Here is a 25,801-nt window from a genome sequence, read left to right as displayed (position 1 = left end):
AAAAAGGTTCCAATTATCAATTTACGATAATCGAAACCTTCTTTTGCTTTTTATGACTTTGACCCAACCTCATTATCACTATTACTTTGCCACAACCTGTCCTGCCTCGATAATTTTCTCCCACGAATCGCCGCCGTCTTCACTCAGGTAGCCTTCTCCATGGAAAGTGGTGAATACCATTTCGCTGTCATCCTGAGGATTCACCGCAATATACTGAATGGCATCCTGTTCCTGAAGATCGGGACGTTTTAACACCGTCGTTTCTTCTCCATCATACCGGACAAGCTGTATTTCCCCGTCCCAAATGCCTGCATATACATCGTCTTCATAATAGGTGGCTGCAATAACAGGATTTCCGAGCCCTGTACGCTCAAAAGTGCCACCTGAATCGTTCGATAAGAAAAGCCCTTCTGACGTTCCTACCGCTAACGTATCTTCGTCAGACGGATGAACTGCGATAGCAAAGTTAGGGTAGCCTCCCTGGTCGTATGACGCTTCAGGAAGTCCTTCCCCTTCTCTTTTTTCCCACGTCTCTGCATCGTCCAGCGTACGGTAAAACCCGGTCTCCTCCAAGCGTTCGTTGCCTTTTGGATTATAGACATATATCGCATTGGAATAGTATCCGGTTCCCTTTACGTGAAAATCTGTCATACCGAGGAGATCAAGCGTTTCCAGTGTTTTTCCCCCGTCCTTGCTTTTTACAAGACCGATCGGATCCACATCAAAGGAAGACGCTTCTCCCGGATGGCCACTAGTATAAAAACCATCCTCCACAGCGCTGAATCCCATGTAATCATTACGTTCTTCAGACGTTTCGTACCAAATTCCATCATCATACAAAGCCAGTCCGTGGTGGGTAGCCACATAAAGAATGCCTTCGTTTCCCGCATATCCCAGACCGTGGATATGCGTAATATCCAGTTCATCATTCTGTATAAAAAAGTCGCCATCGCCGCTAAGATCAACGGTTTTTTGGTCACTGTGTTCTGCTTCTTCCTGAGACTCATCAGGCTCTGCAGTCTGTTCTTCCTGGTCTTCTGCTTGACAGGCACTGACCAGAAGAACACCGCCCAAGGCGCTCAGCCATATTGTTTTTTTCATCTTTTCTACCCCCTGCAGTACAATGCCTTTAGTGTAAGAAAAAGTGAAGGAAATATCAAGCTCGTCCACAACCTGCCTACATTTGAGTTGCAATGGCTCCATTCGGTTGTGCGCCTTTTACGAGAAACCCACTCGTAACAGACTTTAAAAAAAGCAACCGTTACGCTCATTGCTTAGAAGGCACTGGAAAAAGGTCCGACCTTTTTCAGTGTCTTCACATTTGACGGGGAGCCTTGATCCCTAAAAGTCTCAGTCCTTCCTGTAATACAATGCTAACAGATGCTACGACAGAAAGACGATCTCCCAGGCAGTCATCATTTTCGAGAATCTTTACCTTCCCGTAGTATTTATTAAAAGCTGACGCGAGAGAAAGAAGATACCTTGCGATTACAGAAGGTTCGTAAGTCTGCCAGGCTCTTCTGACCACATCGGGAAATTCATGGAGCTCTTTTACAACCGCCCACGACGCATCATCCTCAAGGCCTTCCTGCGGTGTCCCTTCAGCCCGGGCTTTCGTTAAAATGCTCCGGGCTCTGACATTCGTATACTGGACATAAGGCCCTGTCTCCCCTTCAAACGTCAGCATCTGTTCAAGGCTGAATTCCACAGAGTTCATTCTCTCGTTCTTCAGATCATGGAACACCACAGCCCCGACACCCACTTCCCTGGCCGTGGCCGCCTTGTTTTCGAGAGCTGGATTTTTTAATGCAATATTTTCTTCTGCCTGACTGATGGCATCTTTTAATACATCTTCAAGCAAAATGATTTTCCCTTTACGGGTACTCATTTTTTTCCCGTCCTTTAAGATAAGTCCAAAAGGAACGTGCACCATGTCCTTCTCCCACTCACGCCCCATCTTACGGAGAACGTTTTTAATCTGGTCAAAATGAAGCTGCTGCTCCGCCCCTACGACATAAACACTTTTGGCGAAATCAAAAGTTGTCTTTCGATAAACAGCTGCGGCCAGGTCTCTTGTGGCATAGAGGGTCGAACCATCTGTTTTTGTGATTAGGCAGGGCGGCTTACCGGGGCCGGTTTCAACGACATAAGCCCCTTCAGATTTTGTTAAAAGTCCTTTTTCTGTGAGTTCTGCCACTACAGGTGTCATTTTGTCGTTATAAAATGACTCTCCCTGCACATGATCAAACCTGATACCGAGGAGATCGTAAACCCGCTCAAACTCTTTTAATGACTCGTCCCGGAACCATTTCCAAAGCTTTGTCGCTTCGCCATCGCCCAGCTCCAGTTTTTTAAACCACGCTCTCCCCTCTTCCAGAAGGGAAGGATCATTCTCTGCTTTTTCATGAAAGTCCACGTAGTATTTCATCAACGTTGGAATGGGGCTCTTTCTCACATCATCTTCCGCCCCCCATCGTGTATAGGCACACATGAGCTTCCCGAACTGTGTTCCCCAGTCACCCAGGTGATTAATACGGACGGAGTTAAATCCATTTTTTTCAGCAATATTGGCAAGTGCCTGCCCGATAATTGTAGACCTGAGATGTCCCATCGAGAAAGGCTTCGCAATATTGGGCGAGGAAAAATCAAATACGGTATTTCCCTTTTCCCCCGTGGTATTTGAGCCATACTCAGCCCCTTTTCTTAAGATCTCTTCTAAAATTCCTGCACTGATTTTTCTTCGTTTGAAAAAGACGTTCACATAAGGTCCCGCTGCCACTGCTTTCTCAATTTCTTGTGAAGCAACGACTTCTGACAGTTCCTGTGCAATCATATGCGGCGGCTTCTTCATGCTTTTAGCCAGCTGGAAGCAGGGGAATGCCAGGTCTCCGTGAGCTTCATGTTTAGGGTGTTCAATAAGACTGGCAATCTGGGGTTCTGAGAGTTCGTTTTTCAACGGCTCTTCCAGTGCTTTTGTGAAAATGTCCTTCATGTTCATCATTTTTTCCTCCTGATTATTAAGAACGATATTTTCTCTGCCCGACTTAGACGGATAGTTAATTTCCTCTCACTTGGTCTATCTTTTTATTCTTTTCATCACTAGAATTGTGGTTGACGCATACGGGCCCTACGCTTTCCGTGGCGGTGCTGGCAAGCCTCCTCGGGCTGCGCCCTGCGGGGTCTTGCATTGCCCCCACGGCCACAGGAGTCTCGGGCCCTTCTGCTTCAACTATTCTTGTGTAAAACAACAACCCTTACAAAAAACAGCTATCTTTTAAAAGAGTGTGAACGGAATACGCGAGATTCCGCATGACCGAAGCCCGCAGAAGTTCGCCACGAGTCCGCGGAAAGGGAGTGTATTCCGTTCAACAAAGATGTATTTCAATTCTTTTTAAAGCAGCGCAAATACAAAAAGTCCCGCCTCTATTTGTAAATAGAGACGAGACGATTCCCGCGGTACCACTCTGATTGTTTTTAAACCACTCAACTTGATAACGGGGTTCTCCCGAATGTATACCATTTTCTCCGAAGTGCGGTTCGCAAAGAAGGTTCCGCCGGTCTTCCACCGCCACCGGCTCGCTTTGGGCTTCTTTTTTGCTACTCTCTTCATCACCGAATATCATTTATACCATTTTTTGTATCATACATAAATTCTTTTATAATGGCAAGTATGATTTAAGGACAATCCATGTGATTTTTAAAAGGATCGTGGTAAAATAATGTGGATTATGAAAGGGGCAGGATCATGAGTGACACAAGTTTCGGGCAGATGATGACCACTGAAAAAAAAGAGATTAAACAATCTGTTCAAATAAATGATTCGTATTATATAAAAAAATGGAGCCAGTCTAAAGCTCCTGAACGATTTGCCGGTTGGAACTGGGCAGCCTTTATTCTGTCACCGTTCTGGTTCTCATACCGGAGAATGTTCGGATGGGCAAGCCTTTATTTTCTCGTTTTACTTGTCTACAGCTTTGCGGACAGCTTTATTCCCTATGTCCAGTATGTAACAGGCATAGAAGACGCTTCCGTGCGTGTGATCGGCTGGCTGTTTGTGATTGCGGCTCTTCACCTCATTTCGGGCGCATACGGCAATGCTTTATATGCTAAAAAAATTAAAAAAAGCATTCTGGCAAAACGAAACCAGAAACCTGACCGTGCACAGGTGCCGCTTTTTTCACAAAGCGGCGCGAGCATTATTTCCGCTATCGTTGCCCCCCTGGTGATTGTGATCTTTGCTTTTTATCCGTTTATCATCTCGGCAGAATGGGAGTACTCCCCGGGTTTTCCTAAAGGGGCCTTTGTCTATCTCGATGAATACGGGGCACCTGACACGCCATGGGAGTTGGAGCAGGACCCTGAATATTACCTTTTCAGCTCAAGTCTGATGCTGTTTTACGAAAACAAGGAGCCAATCGGCCGGGGCGGTCTTGAAATTGAAATGTACAAAGTAGATGGAGAAGGTGGCCGGGAGCTGATTCTTGAACGATCCGAAACGTTCTTCCGCTCGAGTACCGTGAACATTCCCCTTCTCGATACAGGTCATGCTGATATTTCCGCCGGTGACTATGAAGTGGATGTGTATGTAGAAGAAGAACTTCAGGATACCGCCACATTTACAATGGTATCTCCTCATTCGTAAACGCTCTTTTCGTATAGATTGTTGTAATGGTACAAAAACATAAACACAGCTATTATAGATGAAACCTGCGTACCTTGCGCTTTCCGCAGAGGTGCCGGTGACTCCTAACGCTTCGCCCTCCGGGGTCATACCCTGGCGCCCACTCCCGCCGGAGCCTTACCCGCACGCCTTTTTTGGCAGTGCGGGTTTTGTGGTTTTTTGATCCAGTAACCTCTCATTTTTCACTTCGATATCTTATTTTTCACTTTTTACTGTTAATTTTTCATTATAGCGCTTTTATTTTTTACTTCCTGCTGTCAGTCACCGCAGCCCCGTCACCCTACCTTCGTTCCTTCAGGAATCTTTTCATCTACGTTAAGTAACACTACATCTCCCTCACCGGGTACACCGCCCATTACAAGAACTTCTGATTTAAACCCTGCTACACGCATCGGAGGGAAGTTTACCACCGCTACGATCTGCCTTCCCACTAACTCTTTTGGCTCGTAACGTCTGGTAATCTGGGCACTCGATTTCTTCAGCCCGATCTCTTCTCCGAAATCTATTGTCATCTTGATCGCGGGCGTTCTTGCCTCAGGAAACGGTTCAGCCTCTTTTATCGTTCCTACTCTCATATCTACTTTTAAAAAATCATCAAATGTTATTTCCATACCTCCGCTTCCTCCTTGTACATCTGCTTATACAACTACATTCGCTCTGTATAAGCATTTCCCTCTGTAAATTGAAATTAACATTTATTTTACTGACTTCTGCTATTTTTATAGTTATAAAGGATTATTTTAAGCGCTCGGAAGGTTATCTTTTGACTATATCAAAGAAACCTTTTATATTTAATGTATAATCTTTGTTCAATAAGTGTTTAACTAATTTATAATTAGGGTACTTGATGAACAGGAGATAATCCTACCAAAAATGAAGGAGTGGTTCTTTTGAAGTTAAAACGTTTAATGACGTCAATGCTGGCTGGTGTAATGGTCTTTTCAATTTTTTCGGTAACAGCTCTTGCTGATGATCATGGAGATGATGATGCCTGGGTACGAATTGTACACGCCTCCCCTGATGCACCGGCTGTTGATGTTACAGTAAACGGTGATGTTGCTGTCGAAGGTGCTGCATTCAAAGACGCTACGGATTACTTAGAGCTCCCTGCAGGTGAGCACGATGTTGCCATATATCCTGCTGGTGAACATGATGAGCCTGTAATCGAAGCGACGCTGGAAGTTGCTGCAGGACAGGCTTACACAGTTGCTGCAATCAATACCTTAGAAAACCTTGACCTTCATGTCATTGAAGACGAAACATCTTCTTCTGAAGGAATGGCCTGGGTACGCGTAGGCCACTTATCTCCTGATGCACCTGCTGTTGACGTAACAGCTGGCGGTGACGTATTGTTCGCCGGTGCCGAGTTCCCATCTGTAACAGGTTACGAAGAGGTTGAGCCAATGACTGCTGACCTTGACGTACGTGTAGCCGGAACAGAAGATGTTGTTCTTGAACTGCCTGGTACAGAGCTTGAAGGCGACATGCTTTACACAGTTCTTGCTGTAGGCTTTGCTGATGGTGAACCTGGACTGGACACAATCATACTGGCTGATCCTTCCCACGACGCTATGCCTTCTGAAATGCCTGCAACAGGTATGGGTGGAACAGCTGACCAGAGCTCAAGCTACATGGCAGCCGGTATGCTGATTGTTCTTCTCGCATCTGGTGCTTTGTTCTTCTTCTTCCGCAGACCGGCCGTTGAAAATCAATAAACTCTTTCCCTTCGCTGTTCTCCTCGCATTGATAACAGCGTGTGGAACCGGGGACCCTTCTTCTGGAGAAACTGGAGAGGGGGTTTCCTCTTTTCCCGAAGCAGAAGCCACTGAACAGAGCGAAGAAGAGGAACAGCTTGTCCAACCTGCTGAAACGCCCGAACAAAGCGAGGACCCTGAAGGTGCGGAGCCTGTTCAAAGTGTTGCAGTCACCGGCATTGAGCCTGCTTCAATTGAAATTCCTTCTTTAAATATAACTGCTGATATTGAGTCTCTTGGTCTCACAGAAACAGGGGGCATGGACGTGCCTGATGATGGCGAAACCGTCGGCTGGTACAACCGTGGAGCTAAACCCGGTGCCCGTGGCAACGCGGTTCTGGCCGGGCACGTGGATGACTACACCGGCCCCGCTGTTTTCTTTGATTTAAAAGACCTGAATGTAGGTGATGAAATCATTGTTTACGGGAAAGATGAGATTCTCGTTTTTGAAGTGAAAATGATGGAGAGTTACCCCTATGAAAATGCACCTCTCAAACAGATTTTCGGCTACACAAACAGCCAGCGTTTGAACCTGATAACGTGTACCGGGGAATTTGACCGGGAACAGCGTACCCACCGTGAGCGCCTGGTTGTTTATACAGAACTGAAACAGTCCTGAATCCGGGTAACCAAATAGGCCCTGTGAACAGTACGTTGATTAGCCCCCGCCTGTCAACTGGTTCACAGGGCTTTTTTATTTTGGGGTTTTAATCCACTCAGTGACTTTGTAAATCTATTTTCCTGTAACGCCCATCCCCTTCCCTGCCAATCAATTAGTTTGATTTCTAAAGTTTAGGGGAAAGTAGGAATAAGGATTTTTTATGCATCTTTCTTTACGGAATCGCAATTGTTTGATATCGTCATTACTTCAGAATTTTGAAAGGAGGACCATCCGGAGAAAGGTTCCGGATGAACCTAAATGTGAGCAAATACCAATACGAAACGAAGAAACCTAGTATTGTTTTCTACATCTCAGCAACATTGGTAGCCCTTTTCGTATTATGGGGTGCCCTTGGTCCGGCGTCACTGGACGCATTTTCAGGGGAGGCCTTAGGCTTTACACTCGATAACTTCGGCTGGTTCTACATGCTTTCCACAGCCTTTTTCATCGCTTTTGTACTCTTTTTAGCCATTAGTCCGTTTGGAAGACTGAGGCTTGGAAAACCTGATGAGAGACCTGAATATAGTTTTTACACCTGGATCGGCATGCTTTTCTCAGCCGGTATCGGTGTAGGATTTGTTTTCTGGGGTGTGGCAGAGCCCGCTCTTTACTATCTGGATCCCCACCCGGATTTTGCAAATGCAGACATGGCCTCTCAGGCTGATGCAGGCCTGCGCTATGCGGTTTTTCACTGGGCACTCCATCCTTGGGCCATTTTCTCTCTGGTTGCTCTGACACTTGGTTATGTACAGTTTAGAAAAGATCAGCCTGCACTTATCAGCTCTGCCTTCCAGCCTCTGTTAGGAGACCGAACACAAGGAGCGTTTGGAAAAGGTATCGATACGCTGGCTGTACTCGCTACTTCAACAGGGGTTGCGACAACATTTGGTTTAAGTGCCATGCAAATTACAGGGGGACTCTCATACTTAACCGACGGTGCGATTCCCAATACCGGATTTACTAACTTTGTGATTATCTTTATTGTAACGATTTTGTTTATTTTCTCCGCTGCTACCGGAGTAAACAAAGGAATCCGTATTTTAAGTATAATCAACTTAACAATCGCAGCGATCCTGCTCATCTTTGTCATTGCAATGGGACCAACACTTTTCATCGCCGAAAGCGTTGTAACGACAATAGGTGGATACTTAGCAAATGTAACGCAAATGAGTCTCGATCTTGATCCTTTCGGAGAAGGTGAATGGCTTGGGACCTATACGATTTTCTTCTGGGCATGGCATATTTCCTGGGCTCCGTTTATGGGTATTTTCATCGCAAGAATCTCCCGCGGACGTACAATCCGTGAGTTTGTTGCCGGGGTGTTAATTGTTCCTTCTTTACTAGGAGCAATCTGGTTCACCGCTTTCGGCGGAACGGCATTGGATATGATTATCGGCGGTAACGACCAGCTCGGTGACCTCGTCCTTGATAATGTAGAGGTAGCTCTTTTCGCAACATTAGGTGAGTTGCCTTTGGGAATGATTATGAGTGCCCTGGCTGTACTGCTGATTCTGATCTTCTTTATTACATCAGCAGATTCCGCTTCGTATGTCCTTGGTGCAATGACAAGTAACGGCAGCCTTGAGCCACGCCTTTCCGTAAAAGTAATCTGGGGCTTCCTGATTGCCGGGACAGCAAGTGTGCTCTTAATCAGCGGCGGATTGGAAGGCCTGCAAACCGCCTCCATTGTGGCAGCCCTCCCATTTGCAATCATTATGGTTGTTATGATCTTCTCGTTATTGATCATGATGGGACGGGACATAAAAGTGGAACAGAAACGACGATCCAAACGTCAGACTAAGCGCGTAAAAGAAGAAGTATACGGTGACATGCATGACAACATGAAAGACCGTGTCTATGAAGACCTGAAAGAAGACATGTATGAAGACATTAAAGAAGAAGTATACGATGATATAAAAGAAGAAGTATACGAAGAATTTAAAGAACGTGTCTACGAAGATCTTCGGGAAGATCTGGGCGACCAGTTAAACGGAGAGCTTGAAACGCCTGAGAGCGAACCGAAGAAACCGGACGTTGATCCTGAAGATAAAAAATAGCAAAAAGGTGTCTCCATCCATTCAGGATGGGGTCTTTTTGTGCGTGTACAGGTGCACAAAGAGTCGTGTTTGATTTCTTCCGGGAGAGCTGGAATCCTTAACATAAATCCGGAAATTCCGGAAATTGTTAATATTCACCCATGAATTCTTAACATTGAGCCGTCATATCTCAAACCAGATAATTAGAACTCCGGCACTTGGTAAAACACAGTGCTTTTTAACATTTGATGCTTATAAGAGTCGAATATTTCCTGTTTAAACAAACGTTTATTCAACAGAGCACAATTCGGCAATATCATTTATTTTTCATTATTAACCGGGCAAAAAAAATAAAAATACACCCCCTTTACACTTTCGTTTTAAGGGGGTGTTACTTTTCCGGATTTTTGGAATCTTTGTTGTCGTGCCATTTGTTATACTGAATAAACCTGATGTAGTTTCTTACCTCTTCTTTACTCACACCGCTCTCTTTTGCTTCCTTGATAAGTCCGAGCCACTCGTCGTCCAATACTTCAAGAATCGATTCTCTCTCTTCGTCTACCATTAACAGTTCAAGTGGAATCTTCAGTACTTTGGAAAGTTTCTTCAACGTCTCTACGGATGGATTCTTACGTTGATCACGCTCCAGGAAGCTGATATAAGATTTCGCTATTCCGCTCTCTTCAGCCAGTCGTGATATTGAGTAGCCTTTTCTGAGACGATATTTTTTTATACGATTTCCGACTTCTCCCATGCGTATCTATTCACCGCCTTAGCTCGAACATTTGATTTGGTTCATTATATCGAACAAAATACGATTTGTCTATCCTTTATTGTTCGATATAGGAAACTGAATGTTATAAAAAGAACATTCTTTAGCAGGATGTCCTCTTCCCTCTTTGCCCATACTTTTATTTCCATAATTTTGTATAAAACACTGTGAACATTAGCCTTCCCATCCATTTAATCATCCCAACTGACCGGGCAGTAAAACAAAGAAAAAGGTGCCTCGAAGTCTGTGGCAGACTTTTCGAGACACCTTAGCATTTTACACTTAGCTATCCATTTCTTCTTTCATTTTATCGGTAAAGCCAAATAGATACGTCAGTGTGAACGCAACACCTGCTGCAATAAGGTTTGCAAGGAGGTAGAAGAAGATCTCAGGCCCCAGGTAGAGAAGTGTTCCCGGTATAACGGTTACAGCCATTCCTGAACCAGCCAGTCCTACAAGTGAGGCGAAGAATCCTCCTGCCGCTCCGCCTACAAGACCCATAATAAAAGGTTTCATATATCGAAGGTTTACACCGAAGATTGCAGGCTCGGTAATACCCAGGAAAGCGGAGAATGATGACGGCAGTGCCAACGCTTTAAGTTTCTTGGATTTTGTTTTTAACCCTACTGCCAGCGCAGCTGCACCCTGTGCGGCAATCGCACAGGAGATAATAGCGTTAAACGGGTTTTCTGCAAGCTCGTTTAACAACTGAATTTCAAGGAAGTTAAAGATGTGGTGCACACCTGTAATAACGATAATCTGGTGAAGTCCACCAATGATCAGACCACTGATACCGAACGGCATGTTCAACAGTGCTGTCGTTGCTGCCATAACTGCAGCTTCCACTGCGTGGAAGACAGGTCCGATAATAAACAGAGCAAGTGTGATCATAATCAGTAACGTCAGGAAAGGTGTAAGAATCAAGTCCAGTGCTTCCGGTACACGCTTTCGAATCCATCTCTCAAGCTTCGCACCTACAAAACCGGCAATGAAGGCTGGAAGTACAGACCCTTGATATCCGATAACCGGGATAAAGCCGAGGAATTCTAATGCAAGATCCGGGTTCTCCGCAACATCCCAGGCGTTAGGAAGTGCCGGACTCACAAGCATCAGACCAAGGACAATACCGATGATCGGACTTCCTCCGAATACTCTGAACGCCGACCAGGCTACAAGCGCCGGCAGAAAGGCAAATGCAGTGTCTGTTAATACTTGTGTGAATAACAGAAAGTTTTCCGAAATATCTTCAGGTGCCAGGCCAAAAACAGCCAGGATTTCTTCCTGGGTAAGCAGGCCGCGAAGACCCATAAATAAACCTGTTGCAACAAGAACCGGGATAATCGGTACAAACACATCACCAAACGTACGGATTGCCCGCTGGAAAGCATTCCCCTGCTTTTTCTGCTGCTCTTTCTGCTCCCCTTTGGAAGACTCGGAAGCACCGAGGTTTATGACCTCTTCGTGAATTCTGTTGACTGTTCCTGTACCGAAAATAACCTGGTACTGACCGGAGTTATAGAAAGCTCCCTTGACCTTATCAATCTCTTCTACTCTTTTCTGATCAATCTTTTCCTTATCATTGACCATGATGCGCAACCGCGTAGCACAGTGAGCAACGGAATCAATGTTTTCTTTTCCGCCGATCGCTTCAATCAGTTCTTCTGCAATTTTACGATTTTCTGACATGGTTAAACCCCTTTCCTCTCATTGAAATTATGTCCAATTCTTTATGTTCCATTCAGGAAGTATGTGCATTATGGAATCGATTCCACAATGATTAAAAGCAATGGAAGCGATTAATGTAATCGATTCCATAAATTATCTTAAACTATCTCTTATCATAAGTCTATAGTCCATCGATAATTTTCTCATTTTACCTGCATTACCGTTAATTTTTTCAAGGAGCAGCTTTGCAGTTTCCATTCCCGCATTTTCATTATTGTAATCCACTGTAGTCAGGGGAGGCGTAATATACGAGGAAATTTCAGATGCGCCTATACCGGCCATAGCCATTTCGTCAGGGACAGAAATATGCTGTTCTTTTAAAAACTCCATGGCACCTATGGCCAGACGGTCTGTTACGGCAAAAGTGGCTGTGGGTACCTCCTTGCTCTCAGAAAGGATCCTTTTCATCGCACGCCTGCCTGATTCAATGTCAAACTTCCCTTTTTGAATCCAAGACTTCTCAACAGCCAGACCTTTTTCATTCATAGCATCGAGGTAGCCTTCTTTCCTGAGATATCCGACAGCACGGTCTGTTTCCGGGACCCCGATGAAACCGATTCGTTTATGACCCCGGTCAATAATGGCATTCGTAAGGTCTTTCGCTGCGTGATAATCATCATAAACGACTGACGGGACATCCGGGATATCCTGGCCGAGTGCAACGAGGGGAACCTTCAATTCCTTTATGGCACTGAGAAGTTTCTGTTGGATATTCGTAGCCAGGAGGATGATCCCATCAACCCGTCTGCTCTCAAGAAGCTTCATCTGTTCAATTTCCTTGTCTACCTGAAGGTTTGCATTGGATAAAAGAATCTGGTATCCCTTTTCTCTTAAAATATCGTCAATCCCATTCACCACTCTGCTCGCTGTTTCCGTACTGATCTTCGGCAGGATCACGCCGATAACCTTCGTTTTTTTTGTCCGCAGGGATTTCGCCTGTTCGCTTGGAATGTATCCCGTCTGCTCAATCGCTTCGAGAACCCGGGATCTCGCTTTCTCACTTACATATCCCGAGTCGTTGAGGACTCTTGACACTGTCGTTCTGGACACATCTGCAAGCTTTGCAATATCCAAAATCGTAACCATCTCTTTCACCTCATTCTGCACCCATTATAGCCACTCTCCTGTAAATAGTAAATAAAGGTCTCATAGGGCTCGTCCGGACCAGGACTTTAGATGAAGCCTGCTTTTCCTGCCGTTCCCCCCCTTTGTACGGAAAGCAAACAAAACAGGCAGCCGGATGGCTGCCTGTTTTAAAAGGGGGAATAGAAATGTCACTTCAATTGTCTAGCGGATTTCCAGATCGAGTCCTGACTGCTCAATCAAGGTACGTGTATCTTCCCACACCTCACCAAGCTGACTCAGCGGCATGTCATGGGTTTTGTAATCATCAATGGATGCTGCACCTTCAACCGCTTCTACTTCAGGGTTAATCGGTACTTCAAGAGAGTTATATGAGAACTCACGCTGGTTTTCGTTTTCAAGGATCCAGTCCAGGAAAACTTCAGCGCTGTGCTGGTTTGGGTTGTCAGCAATATAACCAATACCTGCTGCGTTTACAACCGCTCCCATTTCATCATCTCCCTGGTCGGGATAGATGACACCTACGTTATTGTCCGTTGGCTCTTGAAGCTGCTGGTGATAATAGTAGTTGTTTACAAGACCGAATTTGAATTCTCCGGAGCCGACAGCACGGCGGATGTCTCCGTGTCCTTCAAGGATGGTGCCAGCATTTTCACTGATTGCCTCCAGCCATTCACTTGTTTTTTCGTCTCCCCATTCCTGACGGAGAGCCGACACATGACCGATCATTCCACCGTTACCACCGCGGGTAATGGCAAATTCGTCTGCATACTGCTCATCCGTAAGATCCCAGATGTTTTGCGGCATCTCGTCCTCTGAGATAAGGTCCTTGTTGTACATTAATACACGTGTACGGGCCGAAAGGGCAAACCAGGAGTTATCGTCAGCCCGGTAGTTTTCATCAATTGATTCGATATTCTCAGGATCTGATTCCTGAAGGAGTCCTTCCATTTTCAAGTGCTCCAGGGCACCAACATCGTTGGAAATGAAGATGTCTGCCGAGATATTTCCAGCTTCTGCCTCTGTCTTCAAACGGTTGATTGCATTATCATCACCGTGAAATGCCTGAACTTCAATGCCTGTATCTTCTTCAAACTTTGCCAGAAGTTCGTTAACAAAAGTCTCGTTACGGGATGAATAAACAACCAGTTCTCCTGTTTCCTCAACAGCTGCGTCATCCTCAGATCCGTTATCTCCATCTGCAGATCCCTCTTCATTATCAGAACCGCAAGCCGCAATCCCAAGAGCCATAAGGGCCATTGACCCTGTCATAAACCACTTCTTCATTATGCTTCCTCCTATGTGTATGTAGTGATAATGATTATCAATCTCGCAACTCTAATGATAAGGCGATTGAGAATCATTGTCAATTACTTTTTTATAAAAAACTTTTTTAAAAAGCTGTTTTCGGAAACATTATTGCTTTGTCAATATTAATGATGGAGCGAAAGGCGGTGATGCCCGCGGAAAGCGTCCGCCTGTAGCGGAATTTACTTGGTAAAAGCAACAATCTATACGAAAACAGCTTAGTCCTCACAGGTATAAACGACGGGACATTAATAAAGCGCTAACTCCACACACCACCATAAATCACTTGATTAACAGCCCAATCTGAAAAAAACAGGCATATTACCTCCATCACTTGTCCAGTCTCTTTTCCTCTTTGCACATAGTTTATCAGTGAGAGGTAAGGTACTTCTCAAATAAACAAACAAGGAGGAGAAAACATGAGCTACTACAACGGAAGCGGCTTCGCTTTAATTCTTGTGCTGTTCATTCTTTTAGTAATCATCGGCTGCTCTTGCTTTAACGGTTAAGAGTAAGCTCCGGCCCCCCAACTCCACTTGCCACCCAAACCTAAAGCAACCTCCTTTGCTTACTTTGTGTGTATCAGGTAAATGACGACAACCTTGCAAAACCAGACATTCGTGGTATTCCTTTAACTCTCAAGTGGACGCCGACTTGGGAGATCCCCTCAAAATGGTGAAAAGGGAGTGATAAAAAGATGTATAATAACACATTCGCTTTTGTGGTTGTAATCTTTATACTGCTTGTTATTGTAGGCTGCACTTGTAACTTTTAGTCAGCCGGACTCCCCTCCCAAAAAGCCCGCTCCCCCGGCGGGCTTTTTATATTGTCCCGGATCTCAAAAAAGCATCCATACATGAAAAAAGTACCCATACCTTATACTGATTCTTCAGGATTATCCTACTTTTTTATAGCCCTTTTTAGCCAAATTGATTGAGTTTCCTTTCATTTGGAAAGGAATTTTCATACAATTAGGAAAGCAGTATGCAGTCGGACACTATAAAAGAATGAGGGATTGGATGAACACAGTTATCTCTAAGTTTGAACAGTTGACTTCTTTTTTTAATCACCTGAAGCAAATAGACGATGAAACGTTTTATGAACCAATAGGTGAAGGCAAGTGGTCAACAGCTGCAATTGTTGCACATTTTCACTACTGGGATCAAATCATTTCCGAGGAGCGGCTTCCTGGTATGAAAAAAGGCGAAGTCCTGCCCAGTTTGAAGAAACGCGTGGAATTAGTAAACAAAGATGCAGAGCAATTCTCTAAAACCATTCCAAAACATACACTCCTGAATAAAGCTATCGTATCCCGCCTTAAACTCGCCGAACAACTGCACTCAGTAGAGTTGTCTGTATCCTTTTCTGTGGGGGAGACTTCCTACACATTATTAGAGTACATCGAAGGGCTGTGCAAACATGATGAGAATCATGTGAAAGAGGTCGCAAGTTTCTTGTACTCTTCTTACATCGGCGAAAGTATCCATTCTCTGCAAATGAAGCATTAGCACATACATTGTTCCTCTCTATCCAGAGAGGTTCTTTTTTTGCTTTTCAGGATGTTCGCACATTTAAGATGAGCCGTTGGTTTTGACTATACCCTTTCATTTTCTTTTCATAGACTATCATGTCACCAGAATTTCATTTGAAAGGAGGCGGTCATATGGAAACCAATAAAAAGCTGCTAGCTATGCTCGTAGAAAAGACATTCAAAAAACATGGTGTAAAAAACGTCCAATCAAACCTTACAAAGGAACAAAAAGTAAAGCTCCGGTCCATTGTTAAAGAAATGGAACAGGAGGTAAAAGCGTTCGTTGAAAAGGCAGAAAAAAAAGAAGTCCATCAGGGAAACCCTCAAAAATCTGCTCCCTCCGAAGTCAATCCCCCACCCTTTTCTGAAACAACAGAAAGTAAACCCTATGTCTACCGCAAAAGAAATAGAAAAAATAGATAGAGTAACCGGATAGTTTGTCCAAGCAAATCTTTTCACTCTTCATACTCTGGTAATGAAAGGAGGTGAAGTCATGAAAGGTTACTATGTAAATAATGGAAGACCAGTAGGGGGCAGCTTTTCCCAGTCTCCCAACAGCTATTATGGAGGTGGCTGGAGTCCTATGAGTGGGAAACCTCATCCACTAAGCTGCTGTAAGAAAGAAGGTAGCGGCGACACCATTCAAAACAAGACAACTCAGTTGTCTGAAGAGCTTATTGTTGTGCGCAACTCCTGTGATGTTACTGTAACAACTACCGACACAAAAGCAGCTGTCAACCTTCAGGCCGCTCTTCAGGCAGCCATTGTGATCCTGATCAGCATTTCTGTTGCTGACTCTGATCAAGCGGAAAGAATTACTGACGACTTAATGCAGTCTGTGAAGTCAAAACAAATCTCCTACCAGCAAGTCATCATTGAAGGCTCAAAAAATGTTAACGTTACTACTACAGACACTCAAATCCTCATCAACATCCAGCTTCTCGTTCAACTTCTTATTCTCGTCTCCGCCCAGCTTAACATCGCCTAATTCAACAGTATGTCAAAATGACCTTCTTAGACCGACCGGGTACAAGCCCGCCTTTTCCCGACGGCTTAGAAGGTTTTTTTACATAAAAGCAGGAGTTTTCACCTTCCGTCCGTAAGTAATGAAAGAGTCAATTTATTTAAAGGAGTGATGGTGATGAAATTGGAGCAGTTAACCATTCGTGATTCCTCTAGATCGTTGCTGAAAGAAACATTTGAAGGTCCGGCTAAGTCAGGAAGTTTCTTCACCAATACCGAACCTGATACCGGATTGCTTGGAACTATTGAGAGAATCAACGCCCGGGAAGCATCAATGATTCTTCCTTCTTCTGAAGCATCTATCGCCGCTCATGTGCACCACACACTCTATTTCCTGCAAGTATCTGCTGCTCATATTTTAAAAGAAGATCGTCATGTTGACTGGGGAATAAGCTGGAAAATTCATGAAGTTGATGAGGCAACCTGGCAGGCATTCAAAAGCCAGCTTCGTGAGGAATACGAAAATTATCTCAGCCTTCTTGATCACATTGATTTTTCCGGAGAGCAGGTCGAACAGGTCATGGCCTCTCTTGCACATTCTGCCTATCACCTTGGTGCTCTCAGACAGCTGGTCAATCAACTGTAGATCATTAGAGCAGGATGAAAAGATTTCAATAAAACGACGCTGGGACAAAACCCAGCTAAATAGAATGGCCCTCACCGCTGGTGAGAGCCATTTCTTTTTTCAATATTTATATGAGCGTTGATTGATCAAAAATACACTCGCTTGCCGCGGGCAAGGCTTCAGCTAATCGGGGAAAGATCACCCCGATGGATCTTCAGCTCTTGCTTTCCCGCAGGCGTCTACGTGATTTTTGTTCAATCAACTGATTTAACATCAAGTTTGAAATTGTGTACACAAAAAGGATACCTTCTGATAAAGTTAAGTCACCACAGATCGATGTGGAGCCTGTCTTCGGATTTCTGAAGGCTAATTTGCATTTCACCCGAATGTCGGTGAGAGGCAAAGAACAAGTGAAAAACGAAGTAGGATTTGCGCTGATGGCGTGAACCTGAGAAAGTACACCGCCCGACAGCCTCACAAACACCTTTTAGATCAACAAAACGGTGCCAACTATCGAAAAGCGATAATTGGCACCGTTTTTTACTTAATTAGAGACTGTTTTGTCCCAGCCTCTTCTGTATTTTTGTTTTATAGAACTAAATCAGTTGGTGCATCTTTAACGACTACAATCACTTTTCCTTCGTCAAGCTTCTCTTCAAGGGTGTGAGCTTTGTCGCTTGAAAAACCAAGTTCTTCGAATTGGGCACGAAGCTCGTCCCCTTTTTTACGGAAAACGTTTTTAACAGATGTATCCAAACCCTGCTGGCTCATGCTGACTGTATTTGCATCTGCGTTATCTGCAACACGGTCAGTACGGTCATCGTCATGTGTCAGGATAAACACGTTATCATCGTCTACCCCTTTACTTTTTAACGTTTCCACAGCACTTACAACTTCTTCGTCATTGTAAAACTCTTTGTATAATGGTTCCATCTTATATCGCCTCCTGGAATTTGAAATACCCGGTACCTCTTTTTTTCAAACAATCAGATCATGAAAATTCCATGACAAGTCTGTTACAACAGGTTGCATAAGTTAACTCAGAAGGTCACAGTAGCTTGGCAATGGCTACGCACGTTGCTCCCCCGGCAGGAGAAAACCCACTCCTTCCGGGCTCTTTAAAGAGGGCAGCGGCTCCGCTCATTGCTTCGAGTTAAACTGAAAAGGTAAAAAGCGACCTTTTCAGTTTAACTCTTATTTTCTTTTTTTATCGTACTGCATGTAAGCCACCGTTGTCTGGAGATACTCTTCTATCCCGTACTTCCCGTCGGCTCCGCCAAGTCCTGACTGACGCCAGCCTGCATGAAATCCCTGTATGGCTTCGAAATTCTCACGGTTAACAAAGACTTCTCCAAATTTCAGTTCATTAACAGCACGCATCACCTCGTGATAATTCTCCGAGAAGATGGATGAAGAGAGCCCGTAATCAGAATCATTGGCAAGTTCTATCGCTTCATCAAGATCACCGAAAACAGCGATTGGTAAAACAGGTCCGAAAATCTCTGATCGCATGATGTCCATTTCCTGTTTCGCACCACTGATTACAGTTGGTTCAAAGAAAAACCCTTTTTCAATGTCTGCCCGTTTCCCTCCAATGAGAACATCGGCTCCATCTTTTTTTGCTTTTTCTACCGCTTCTTCTACATCTTCAAGCTGTTCTTTACTTACGAGAGGACCAAAGTCCATCCCTTCTTTAAGCGGATCCCCAAAGGAGAGGTCACGCATTTTCGTCGTCACTTTATCAATAAAGGTATCTGCAACCGACTCGTGCACATACACACGCTCCGCATTTGTACATACCTGTCCAGCATTTATAATCCTCGATTCGATGACTTTTTCGGCTGCAAGGTCAAGGTCTGCATGCTCCGTTACAATGGCCGGGGCTTTCCCTCCAAGTTCAAGATTCACTTTGATGATTTTTTCAGAAGCCGCCTCCATCACTTTTGACCCGGCAGGAAAGCTTCCGGTTAAACTTACCATTCCGACTTTATTATTAGATGCCAGCTCTTTACCGACAGACGATCCTGATCCCGTGATCAGGTTAAAGACCCCCTTTGGAAGGCCTGCATGTTCGTGGAGCAGCTCTGTGAATTTAATCGCAGTAAGAGGGGTCTGCTGACTCGGCTTTATGACAACCGTACAGCCGGTCACGATTGCCGGAGCTACTTTTCTTGCTAAAACCATCATCGGGAAGTTCCATGGAACAATACCGGTAACTACACCGATTGGTTTTTTAAGCACGATAATGTTTTCATCCGGGTTGTCGCTTGGTACAACATCACCTTCGATCCGTCTTGCCCATCCGGCCATATATCTGAAATAGTCAACAGTCATCCGGATTTCCCCGGTGGATAGCGCAAGCGTTTTACCCTGCTCTTCGGTAAGCAGTCTGGCGAATGATTCTTCGTTTTCTTCAAGCTTGTCTGCGATGACGTTCAAATATTCCGCGCGCTCGGAAGCCGGCTTCTGTTCCCAGCTTTTCTGAGCTTCGTAAGCAGCATCGATCGCTTTTTTCGCATCATCCTCGTTGCCTTTTACCACCTGCCTGATCGTCTCTTCTGTAGCAGGATTGATAACATCAATCATCTCCTCTGATCCGCTTTCTACAAACTCACCGTTAATATAGATCGAATTCGTCAAACCGAGCACCTCCGCTTTTTACTTACAATTTGTTAGTTATCACCCTTTTCTTTTACCCGATCCTGTACTGTTAAAACAACAGTGGTTTTGAAATTCTTTGTACCCACGGGCTCCTTTGTGCTGGTTTTAAAGGTGTCTCTCTCAGAGGGTCTCTTGTGCATCGTCTCTTTTTCTTTTTGGAAGAATTATTCGGATTATCGGTAGAATTGTCGGCTTTTCCTGCAGAATTAATGCCTTTATTGATAGAATTCAGAGGACTATCGGAACAATCACTTCCCTGCTCCTGGACTCTTTTTTCTCTTTGGAACCCTATTTGATAAAAAAGAAACGGTCTTAAAGAAGGATAGCTTGCGCCCCTCTTTAAAACCGTCTTTTTTCAGCCCTTATTTACTTCTGGTTCTCCGTACAAACTGTTAATCGTGTCTATATTCATAAACCCCTTCACTGCCCAGTGGCTTCTTACGTTAAATTCTTTGCACACTTGTTTTATTTTATTGTTGTCAAGGGTGCCGCCCTCTGATTCAAGGATCTGAGTGGCACGATACAGCATACCGCTTCTTACGATCATTTTGGAATTCAAGCTGCTGGAAATACGCTTTACAGGTTCCAGGTCCCGTATCATTTCGATCCTGTTGTAGATTGTGTACTGACTCACCTTTTTATCATGCTTTCGGTTTGTCTTACCGGTTTTCAGGACAAATTCAGTTTCATCTGATCCTGGCATTTCCACCGTTGTTTTCACGTTCTTGGTCTGGGCCATATCCCCGTTCTTTTTAACATATTCGTTTTCCTGGTGCGCCTCTTCAATCAGCGCAATGGTCTCGGCATCAAGTTTGACAATGCGGGGACAGTCCGGGTTTTTATCGTCAGTCACAACGACCTCTCGCTCCGCTTTGTCTACATCATGAATCGTTAAATTTCTGATTTCTGATACTTCCGTCCCCTGTACACTGAAGAACAGCAGTTTGATAATAATCGCGTCCTGTTTATTAACAAGAGTATTTACGATTTTATCCACATCGCCCTTCGTTAAAAAAGCAGTTACCTTTTTTCTGTTTTCCGTTGTATTTGTTTTTTGAATACACATATAACCCCTAACCCCTATTATAAAATCTTTGCTATTCTTATTCTTACATTTTAAATACATATTTTCCACTATAAAGCTTTTACGATCAAACAATTTCAGCTGCAGGTAATATTCCTGATTTCACCATATTGAGGCACACTTGATGATGAAGGGGCTTAGCAATATAATATCCCTGTATTTTTTCACAGCCCATTTTTTCAAGCATGTGCAAATGATCTTTTGTTTCCACACCTTCAGCAACGACTTCAAGGCCAAGCTTATGTTTCATCGTAATAAGAGAATGGACGAGCGTATAGTGTTCGTTGTCCTGCTTCATCTTCTGTAAAAACAGACGGTCCAGCTTAACCCCGTCCAATGGCAGACGCATAATATAATTTAGCGAACTGTATCCTGTGCCGAAATCATCAAGATAAACAGCAACGCCCATTTCCTTAAGCTTTTCAATGGATTTGACCGTCTCCTTCTCTCTTCTCATGAGAGTCGTTTCTGTGAGCTCAATTGTCATCCATTCCGGGCTGAACCCTGTTTGAGTCAGTCTGTCTTTTACAAATAGGTGGATGTCAGTCTGTTCAATATGTTTCATGGACAAGTTTACCGACAGTCTGACAGGCTCGGCCAGTGACTCATTCCACTTTTTCACTTCTTCACATGCCGTTGTCACTACCCATTCTTCCAAATGAGCAATCTCACCGATATCTTCAGCGGTCGGTATAAATTCCCCCGGTGAAATAAGGCCCAGTTTGGGATGATCCCACCTTACCAGGGCTTCGACTGCCTCTATCCGGGCTGAGACTGTATTAAGAATCGGCTGATACACGAGGAACAGCTCGTCGTTTAAAATGGCATGGGGCAGGTCTTTTTCCAGCACCTTCTTTCTCTCCAGACGTTCTTTCATTTCCGGTTTGAACAATTGAATCTGGTTTCTGCCATTATTTTTTGACTGGAACATAGCGTAGTCTGCATAACTCACAATTGCAGCCGGCTTTTCATCTGCTATCGAATGAGCGAAGCCAATACTCGGTGTCATGTAGCACAGTCTGCCCCCTACTTGAATAGGTTCCGAAAAGTCGTCAAGGAATTTCCGGCAGGCATTGACTAATGCCTCTTCATCTTCTCCCGAATAAATCATTGCAAATTCGTCCCCGCCGATCCGGGCTATGGAAAAGGGTCTTAAAAACCGGTGCTTCATTCGTCTTGCCAGCTCTTTCAGCAGCAGGTCACCGTAATCGTGTCCGTAAATATCATTGATCCGTTTAAAGTGGTCAAAATCAATCATCACGATGGAAAAGGGATGATTAATTTCCTCCAGTTCAACAAAGAACCCCCTGCGGTTTTTCAAGCCAGTCAGGTCGTCGTGAAAAGCGAAGTGCTGGATTTGCTCCTGATACTTTTTAGGATCGGTCTGATCTTTCAAGATAGCATAAGCAGCCGTCTGACCTTCAAACTCCAACGGCAGAAGTGTCACCTGAAAATAACGGTCATCTGCCGTATACAGATGAAACTCACTCCCGATTCCTTCAAATGCCTGCTTGAGGTAGCTTTTTACCTTAACGTATGTGCGGCTTTTCAATACATCCTTGAGCGCAAGGGAAGGAGGCAGCGTCGCCTCTGTCTGGTTAAGCGTCTGCCTCGCCGTTTCATTCATTCTGATAAAGCGTTCTTCCCGATCAATGGCAAAAACAGCATCCGGGTGATTAAAGAACAAAGAATGGTACTCTGCACGGTTTGTCAGAAGTGCAAGCTTTGTTTTTTTACGCTGGTTATCTCCTAACAGGTCCGGTACCAGGATGAGAACAATGAGCGCAACAATATTGATCAGAAGGGCAAAAAAGATCGAGTCAAAGGTGAGGGTTAAATTCGTCAGTTCCTTCCCCACTGTAAGAGAGGCTTTAATCACATTCGGTATACTGGCTAAGGCAATGCCGATGGTGACAGCGCCGGCAAAATGCCATTTCTTTATTTCATCAAGTTCTGTTTCATTATTCAGGATCAGGAGAAACCGAAGTACGGCCCCTGCTATGCATCCGACCAGCAGGTAACTGTAAGTCAGAATCAATCCGTTGATATCAAGGGTGTCTGCAAAAGCAAGCATGTACAGTGTGACATCAAGTGTGAATATTATCGTCCCTATAATAAAACTGCCCAGGAGGAACTGAATTGATGAAATTTCTATTTTTGCTCCCATAGCCAATGCAACCCAAAGGGCCGCACAGGTGAGAGGTACCGTTAAAACCATAAGAAGAATGGTCGTTTCCGTTAAGGTAACGGTCCTTTCAGATAACAGAATCAGAGGGTGGACAACCCAGAAGCTGATCCCATAAATGACAACAATTCCAAGCTGCTTTTTCCTCGTGTAATCCTTGAATGCCAGGCGGTGTGTAATACACATAAAGCATGTACAGATACATAACAGATACGCAGCGGCGAGGGTTACCATTGCCAGCTGATCGGGTATAATAACATCCAACATGACTTTCCTCCTGATTCTTAAGGCATGATATCTTTCATTTTATCACAATATTCACCAAATTTTGCGTACGATTTATGACTAATTCTAAATTGCTGGTAAAAGTATAATCGGTTTGACTATGGAAATAAGATTCGGCTAAAAAACAAAAAAAAGAGATGTCCCCGTGCCGCTGCACAAAAACATCTCATATATTTATTCAAATATCCTCTAAAGGTTTTTGGTTTTTTTACTGTTGAAACGATAGCCGGACTGCTTCATAAGCATCTGCATATCCTGCACCCGCTTCCCACGACGCCCTTCCTTCCATCTCAGACGCTGTGTCCTGAAGGATTGTTTTCACCTCGTCCGGCGAAAGATCAGGATTTGCTTCAAGCATCAATGCAACAATACCGGCTACGTGAGGGGTTGCCATTGATGTTCCGCTCATGGTTGTGTAGTAAGGGATATGCTCAAGGTCAATGTATTCCAGGTCTTTTTCAATCGCTAAAGCAGAAAGAGGAGCAATGACCCGTGTGGAGATGATATCCACTCCAGGGGCTGTGAGTGTCGGCTCATCTTTCCACTCCCATTCTTCGCCGTCAATTTCAAAAGAGCCGCCTTTACCTTCTGTTCCCCGTGAAGAGAAATCAGCCAGGGTACCATCTTTGTTACCTGCAGCTACTGAAATCACCCACGGCGCTTTTGCATAAGGGTTATGGGTATTCTCTTCGGGTCCTTCGTTACCTGCTGCAAACAAGACAACAATACCGGCATCATACGCTTGTTTACTTGCAATGTTAATCGGGTGGAAAGGATCGAAGTCTCCAGATGATCCCCATGAGTTAGTAATCACCTGAATACCATAGCGTTCCTGGTTGGCAAGGGCATAATCAAAGCCGCCGATCCCATCCAGCATAAGAATGACTGCGCCAGATCCGTATCCAATGAGGTCTGCCCCTGGAGCAACACCTTCGTATTTACCATCTGACTTTGCACCCGTTCCTCCAACCGTACCTGCTACGTGTGTTCCGTGACCGGAATTCGTATCCGTGTTTGGTACGTTCTCCAGATAGGTTACAGGTAAAATTCCACTCAAGCTGTTCAAGTTGAATGTCCCAAGAACGTTTTGTACAAGATTATCACCGAATTTATGATCCTCATGTGTCCCGTCCACACCGCTGTCATTGACGAGAACACCGACACCTTCACCGGTAACTGGAAGGCCGCCGTTGTTTTGTTTGAACCCTTCATCACTTCGCACTTCGTCCACTCTTGTTATGTCTCTTGAGTCGGCGTTATAATACGTAAGTTCTTCATTCAGGTAGACAGATAAAACATCATCCATTTCAAAAAGAGCATCTACCTGGTCTTTTGTTACAACTGCCCCTGCCATCGGCAGGTTTTCGAAGGTTAATAAGTCAGTTAAGCCGATGCCTTGAAGGAGTGCCAGTTCACTTTCTGCCAGTGCTTCATCACCGTGAAAAGTAATAATAACTTCAGCAAGTTCTGCCCCCTCTAGTTTTTCCATTAACTTGGAATCAAGTACCGGATCCAAGGATAGGAGCGGTCCCGTTATCGCCTTGCTTGTTGTGCCCGCGGGGAAAAGCAGGGCAAGCACCAGGACCAGTGAAACTGCGCCTTTTATTAAGTTTTTCATAAACGTCCTTCCCTTCATGCGTAGTGTAATTTTAGTATGAAGGTTTAGAATTTTCTTTACAATTAAGCAAAAGAGGTAAATTATTGACGAACAATACTACTTTTGAATTAGCCTCTTCTATGATTGACAGCCTATGAATCTATTCGGGAATAGAAACCAGCTGGTGCTGGATCGCATGGATAACGGCCTGGGAACGGCTTTTCACACCAAGCTTTTTAAAGATATTGCTTACATGGATCTTTACTGTTTTATCACTGATTAGAAGCTCCTCTGCCACTTCTTTGTTGCTGAGCCCTTTTACAAGGCAGTCAAGCACTTCCTTTTCACGTTCTGTGAGTTCTTTGTCTGCTTTTTCCTGCTCTGGCTGCTGATGCATCGTCAGTAACGTTCTTGTCATGGATGACGGGATGACCGCCTCTCCCGTCATCAACGTACGAACCGCTGTGACTACTTCCTCCGACGGTGCATCCTTCAATACGTATCCGTCAGCGCCATTCCTTATGGCTGCCATAAAATATTCTTCATGCTTATGCATCGTTAGGATAAGCACTTTTATTCCTTTGTACTTTTCCTTAATTCTTTTAGTCAGGTCCACTCCGTTTTCCCCTGGAAGATTGATATCCATAATAATTACATCCGGTGTGATCCCCGTAAGCTTTTCCATAGCTTCTTTGGCTGTTTCCGCTTCCGCCACAACTGTAAAATCGTCTTCCATGGAGAATATCGTTTTTAAACCATCTCTTAACACTGCATGATCATCAATAATCATAATCGCTGGCATTCTCTAAAGTCCCCTCTCTATCTGTGAGGCCACTGAAAAAGTACAAAA

The 25,801-nt window shown here is 44.4% G+C and carries 23 protein-coding genes, 1 pseudogene and 1 other annotated feature; of the genes and pseudogenes, 11 read left to right on the top strand and 13 right to left on the bottom strand.

What is annotated here, in order from left to right; translation table 11 throughout:
• Positions 1-81 precede the first annotated feature (81 nt).
• Positions 82-1,101 carry a F510_1955 family glycosylhydrolase gene (locus tag JSY36_RS13625; RefSeq protein WP_205166795.1) on the bottom strand — a complete coding sequence of 340 codons (1,020 nt, stop codon included), beginning with the start codon at positions 1,099-1,101 and terminating at the stop codon, positions 82-84.
• Positions 1,102-1,315: 214 nt separating this feature from the next.
• Positions 1,316-2,998 carry an arginine--tRNA ligase gene (gene argS / locus JSY36_RS13620; protein WP_205166832.1) on the bottom strand — a complete coding sequence of 561 codons (1,683 nt, stop codon included), beginning with the start codon at positions 2,996-2,998 and terminating at the stop codon, positions 1,316-1,318.
• Between the two features lie 434 nt (positions 2,999-3,432).
• Positions 3,433-3,622, bottom strand: a binding site (T-box leader).
• A 123-nt stretch (positions 3,623-3,745) separates the two neighbouring features.
• On the opposite strand from argS, the gene JSY36_RS13615 reads away from it, so the two are divergent.
• Positions 3,746-4,642: a DUF2628 domain-containing protein gene (locus JSY36_RS13615; protein ID WP_205166794.1), complete on the top strand. Its 897-nt coding sequence runs from the start codon at positions 3,746-3,748 to the stop codon at positions 4,640-4,642.
• 314 nt (positions 4,643-4,956) lie between these two features.
• Here the strand turns inward: JSY36_RS13615 and csaA are convergent, their stop codons facing one another.
• Positions 4,957-5,292, bottom strand: coding sequence for a chaperone CsaA (csaA, locus tag JSY36_RS13610; RefSeq protein WP_122901787.1), 336 nt, complete (start codon positions 5,290-5,292; stop codon positions 4,957-4,959).
• Positions 5,293-5,571: 279 nt separating this feature from the next.
• Here csaA and JSY36_RS13605 point away from each other — a divergent pair, with 279 nt between their 5' ends.
• From JSY36_RS13605 to JSY36_RS13595, 3 genes are all read left to right on the top strand, one after another.
• On the top strand, positions 5,572-6,396 hold the full coding sequence (locus JSY36_RS13605) for a DUF4397 domain-containing protein (RefSeq protein ID WP_236784867.1): 825 nt from the start codon (positions 5,572-5,574) through the stop codon (positions 6,394-6,396).
• On the top strand, positions 6,383-7,054 hold the full coding sequence (locus JSY36_RS13600; RefSeq protein WP_205166793.1) for a class F sortase: 672 nt from the start codon (positions 6,383-6,385) through the stop codon (positions 7,052-7,054). Before JSY36_RS13605 ends, JSY36_RS13600 begins: the two co-directional genes overlap by 14 nt.
• 290 nt (positions 7,055-7,344) lie before the next feature.
• Entirely contained in the window at positions 7,345-9,153 is a 1,809-nt protein-coding gene (locus JSY36_RS13595) for a BCCT family transporter (RefSeq protein WP_205166792.1), read from the top strand.
• A gap of 370 nt (positions 9,154-9,523) precedes the next feature.
• Here the strand turns inward: JSY36_RS13595 and JSY36_RS13590 are convergent, their stop codons facing one another.
• From JSY36_RS13590 to JSY36_RS13575, 4 genes are all read right to left on the bottom strand, one after another.
• On the bottom strand, positions 9,524-9,886 hold the full coding sequence (locus JSY36_RS13590) for a helix-turn-helix domain-containing protein (RefSeq protein WP_122901781.1): 363 nt from the start codon (positions 9,884-9,886) through the stop codon (positions 9,524-9,526).
• A 300-nt stretch (positions 9,887-10,186) separates the two neighbouring features.
• Positions 10,187-11,590 (bottom strand): sucrose-specific PTS transporter subunit IIBC, encoded by a 1,404-nt coding sequence (locus JSY36_RS13585; protein WP_122901780.1) that lies wholly within the window; start codon positions 11,588-11,590, stop codon positions 10,187-10,189.
• Between the two features lie 132 nt (positions 11,591-11,722).
• The gene (locus JSY36_RS13580) at positions 11,723-12,715 is read right to left on the bottom strand and encodes a LacI family DNA-binding transcriptional regulator (protein ID WP_122901901.1); all 993 of its coding nucleotides are present in this window, start codon (positions 12,713-12,715) and stop codon (positions 11,723-11,725) included.
• A gap of 201 nt (positions 12,716-12,916) precedes the next feature.
• A complete protein-coding gene (locus tag JSY36_RS13575; RefSeq protein ID WP_205166791.1) occupies positions 12,917-13,999 on the bottom strand; it encodes an extracellular solute-binding protein in 1,083 nt (360 codons plus the stop codon).
• 440 nt (positions 14,000-14,439) lie between these two features.
• Between JSY36_RS13575 and JSY36_RS13570 the strand changes: the two genes are divergently transcribed.
• The 7 genes and pseudogenes from JSY36_RS13570 to JSY36_RS20490 form a co-directional block, all read left to right on the top strand.
• Positions 14,440-14,529, top strand: a complete 90-nt coding sequence (locus JSY36_RS13570) for a YjcZ family sporulation protein (protein ID WP_205166790.1) — start codon at positions 14,440-14,442, stop codon at positions 14,527-14,529.
• 188 nt (positions 14,530-14,717) lie between these two features.
• On the top strand, positions 14,718-14,795 hold the full coding sequence (locus JSY36_RS13565) for a YjcZ family sporulation protein (RefSeq protein ID WP_122901899.1): 78 nt from the start codon (positions 14,718-14,720) through the stop codon (positions 14,793-14,795).
• Between the two features lie 244 nt (positions 14,796-15,039).
• Entirely contained in the window at positions 15,040-15,528 is a 489-nt protein-coding gene (locus JSY36_RS13560; protein ID WP_205166789.1) for a hypothetical protein, read from the top strand.
• Between the two features lie 155 nt (positions 15,529-15,683).
• On the top strand, positions 15,684-15,974 hold the full coding sequence (locus JSY36_RS13555; protein ID WP_205166788.1) for a hypothetical protein: 291 nt from the start codon (positions 15,684-15,686) through the stop codon (positions 15,972-15,974).
• Positions 15,975-16,044: 70 nt separating this feature from the next.
• Positions 16,045-16,539, top strand: a complete 495-nt coding sequence (locus JSY36_RS13550) for a spore coat protein (RefSeq protein ID WP_236784865.1) — start codon at positions 16,045-16,047, stop codon at positions 16,537-16,539.
• 153 nt (positions 16,540-16,692) lie between these two features.
• Entirely contained in the window at positions 16,693-17,160 is a 468-nt protein-coding gene (locus tag JSY36_RS13545) for a hypothetical protein (protein WP_122901770.1), read from the top strand.
• Between the two features lie 305 nt (positions 17,161-17,465).
• Positions 17,466-17,806, top strand: a pseudogene (locus JSY36_RS20490) (transposase); the annotation flags it as partial.
• On the opposite strand, the gene JSY36_RS13535 reads toward JSY36_RS20490, so the two are convergent.
• From JSY36_RS13535 to JSY36_RS13510, 6 genes are all read right to left on the bottom strand, one after another.
• On the bottom strand, positions 17,728-18,072 hold the full coding sequence (locus tag JSY36_RS13535; RefSeq protein ID WP_205166787.1) for a YflT domain-containing protein: 345 nt from the start codon (positions 18,070-18,072) through the stop codon (positions 17,728-17,730). The pseudogene JSY36_RS20490 and the gene JSY36_RS13535 overlap by 79 nt on opposite strands.
• 261 nt (positions 18,073-18,333) lie before the next feature.
• A complete protein-coding gene (gene aldA / locus JSY36_RS13530; RefSeq protein WP_336511491.1) occupies positions 18,334-19,788 on the bottom strand; it encodes an aldehyde dehydrogenase in 1,455 nt (484 codons plus the stop codon).
• A gap of 367 nt (positions 19,789-20,155) precedes the next feature.
• A complete protein-coding gene (locus JSY36_RS13525; protein ID WP_205166785.1) occupies positions 20,156-20,866 on the bottom strand; it encodes a tyrosine-type recombinase/integrase in 711 nt (236 codons plus the stop codon).
• 85 nt (positions 20,867-20,951) lie between these two features.
• The gene (locus JSY36_RS13520; protein WP_205166784.1) at positions 20,952-23,336 is read right to left on the bottom strand and encodes a putative bifunctional diguanylate cyclase/phosphodiesterase; all 2,385 of its coding nucleotides are present in this window, start codon (positions 23,334-23,336) and stop codon (positions 20,952-20,954) included.
• 226 nt (positions 23,337-23,562) lie between these two features.
• A complete protein-coding gene (locus JSY36_RS13515) occupies positions 23,563-24,972 on the bottom strand; it encodes a S8 family serine peptidase (protein ID WP_205166783.1) in 1,410 nt (469 codons plus the stop codon).
• A 139-nt stretch (positions 24,973-25,111) separates the two neighbouring features.
• Positions 25,112-25,753: a response regulator gene (locus JSY36_RS13510; protein WP_205166782.1), complete on the bottom strand. Its 642-nt coding sequence runs from the start codon at positions 25,751-25,753 to the stop codon at positions 25,112-25,114.
• Between the last annotated feature and the right edge of the window lie 48 nt (positions 25,754-25,801).

This window comes from Alteribacter salitolerans (assembly GCF_016901055.1).
Taxonomy (GTDB): domain Bacteria; phylum Bacillota; class Bacilli; order Bacillales; family Salisediminibacteriaceae; genus Alteribacter; species Alteribacter keqinensis.
This window is presented reverse-complemented; position numbering and strand designations above follow the sequence as displayed.

Excerpts from the sequence above, each read along its gene's own strand:
- JSY36_RS13580 (WP_122901901.1), bottom strand. The coding sequence starts at position 12,715 with ATGGTTACGATTTTGGATATTGCAAAGCTTGCAGATGTGTCCAGAACG.
- JSY36_RS13590 (WP_122901781.1), bottom strand. The coding sequence starts at position 9,886 with ATGGGAGAAGTCGGAAATCGTATAAAAAAATATCGTCTCAGAAAAGGC.
- JSY36_RS13555 (WP_205166788.1), top strand. The coding sequence starts at position 15,684 with ATGGAAACCAATAAAAAGCTGCTAGCTATGCTCGTAGAAAAGACATTC.
- JSY36_RS13565 (WP_122901899.1), top strand. The coding sequence starts at position 14,718 with ATGTATAATAACACATTCGCTTTTGTGGTTGTAATCTTTATACTGCTT.
- JSY36_RS13585 (WP_122901780.1), bottom strand. The coding sequence starts at position 11,590 with ATGTCAGAAAATCGTAAAATTGCAGAAGAACTGATTGAAGCGATCGGC.
- JSY36_RS13625 (WP_205166795.1), bottom strand. The coding sequence starts at position 1,101 with ATGAAAAAAACAATATGGCTGAGCGCCTTGGGCGGTGTTCTTCTGGTC.
- JSY36_RS13550 (WP_236784865.1), top strand. The coding sequence starts at position 16,045 with ATGAAAGGTTACTATGTAAATAATGGAAGACCAGTAGGGGGCAGCTTT.
- csaA (WP_122901787.1), bottom strand. The coding sequence starts at position 5,292 with ATGGAAATAACATTTGATGATTTTTTAAAAGTAGATATGAGAGTAGGA.
- JSY36_RS13535 (WP_205166787.1), bottom strand. The coding sequence starts at position 18,072 with ATGGAACCATTATACAAAGAGTTTTACAATGACGAAGAAGTTGTAAGT.
- argS (WP_205166832.1), bottom strand. The coding sequence starts at position 2,998 with ATGAACATGAAGGACATTTTCACAAAAGCACTGGAAGAGCCGTTGAAA.
- JSY36_RS13560 (WP_205166789.1), top strand. The coding sequence starts at position 15,040 with ATGAACACAGTTATCTCTAAGTTTGAACAGTTGACTTCTTTTTTTAAT.
- JSY36_RS13510 (WP_205166782.1), bottom strand. The coding sequence starts at position 25,753 with ATGCCAGCGATTATGATTATTGATGATCATGCAGTGTTAAGAGATGGT.
- JSY36_RS13570 (WP_205166790.1), top strand. The coding sequence starts at position 14,440 with ATGAGCTACTACAACGGAAGCGGCTTCGCTTTAATTCTTGTGCTGTTC.
- JSY36_RS13525 (WP_205166785.1), bottom strand. The coding sequence starts at position 20,866 with ATGTGTATTCAAAAAACAAATACAACGGAAAACAGAAAAAAGGTAACT.
- JSY36_RS13520 (WP_205166784.1), bottom strand. The coding sequence starts at position 23,336 with ATGTTGGATGTTATTATACCCGATCAGCTGGCAATGGTAACCCTCGCC.
- JSY36_RS13615 (WP_205166794.1), top strand. The coding sequence starts at position 3,746 with ATGAGTGACACAAGTTTCGGGCAGATGATGACCACTGAAAAAAAAGAG.
- JSY36_RS13575 (WP_205166791.1), bottom strand. The coding sequence starts at position 13,999 with ATGAAGAAGTGGTTTATGACAGGGTCAATGGCCCTTATGGCTCTTGGG.
- JSY36_RS13545 (WP_122901770.1), top strand. The coding sequence starts at position 16,693 with ATGAAATTGGAGCAGTTAACCATTCGTGATTCCTCTAGATCGTTGCTG.
- JSY36_RS13595 (WP_205166792.1), top strand. The coding sequence starts at position 7,345 with ATGAACCTAAATGTGAGCAAATACCAATACGAAACGAAGAAACCTAGT.
- JSY36_RS13515 (WP_205166783.1), bottom strand. The coding sequence starts at position 24,972 with ATGAAAAACTTAATAAAAGGCGCAGTTTCACTGGTCCTGGTGCTTGCC.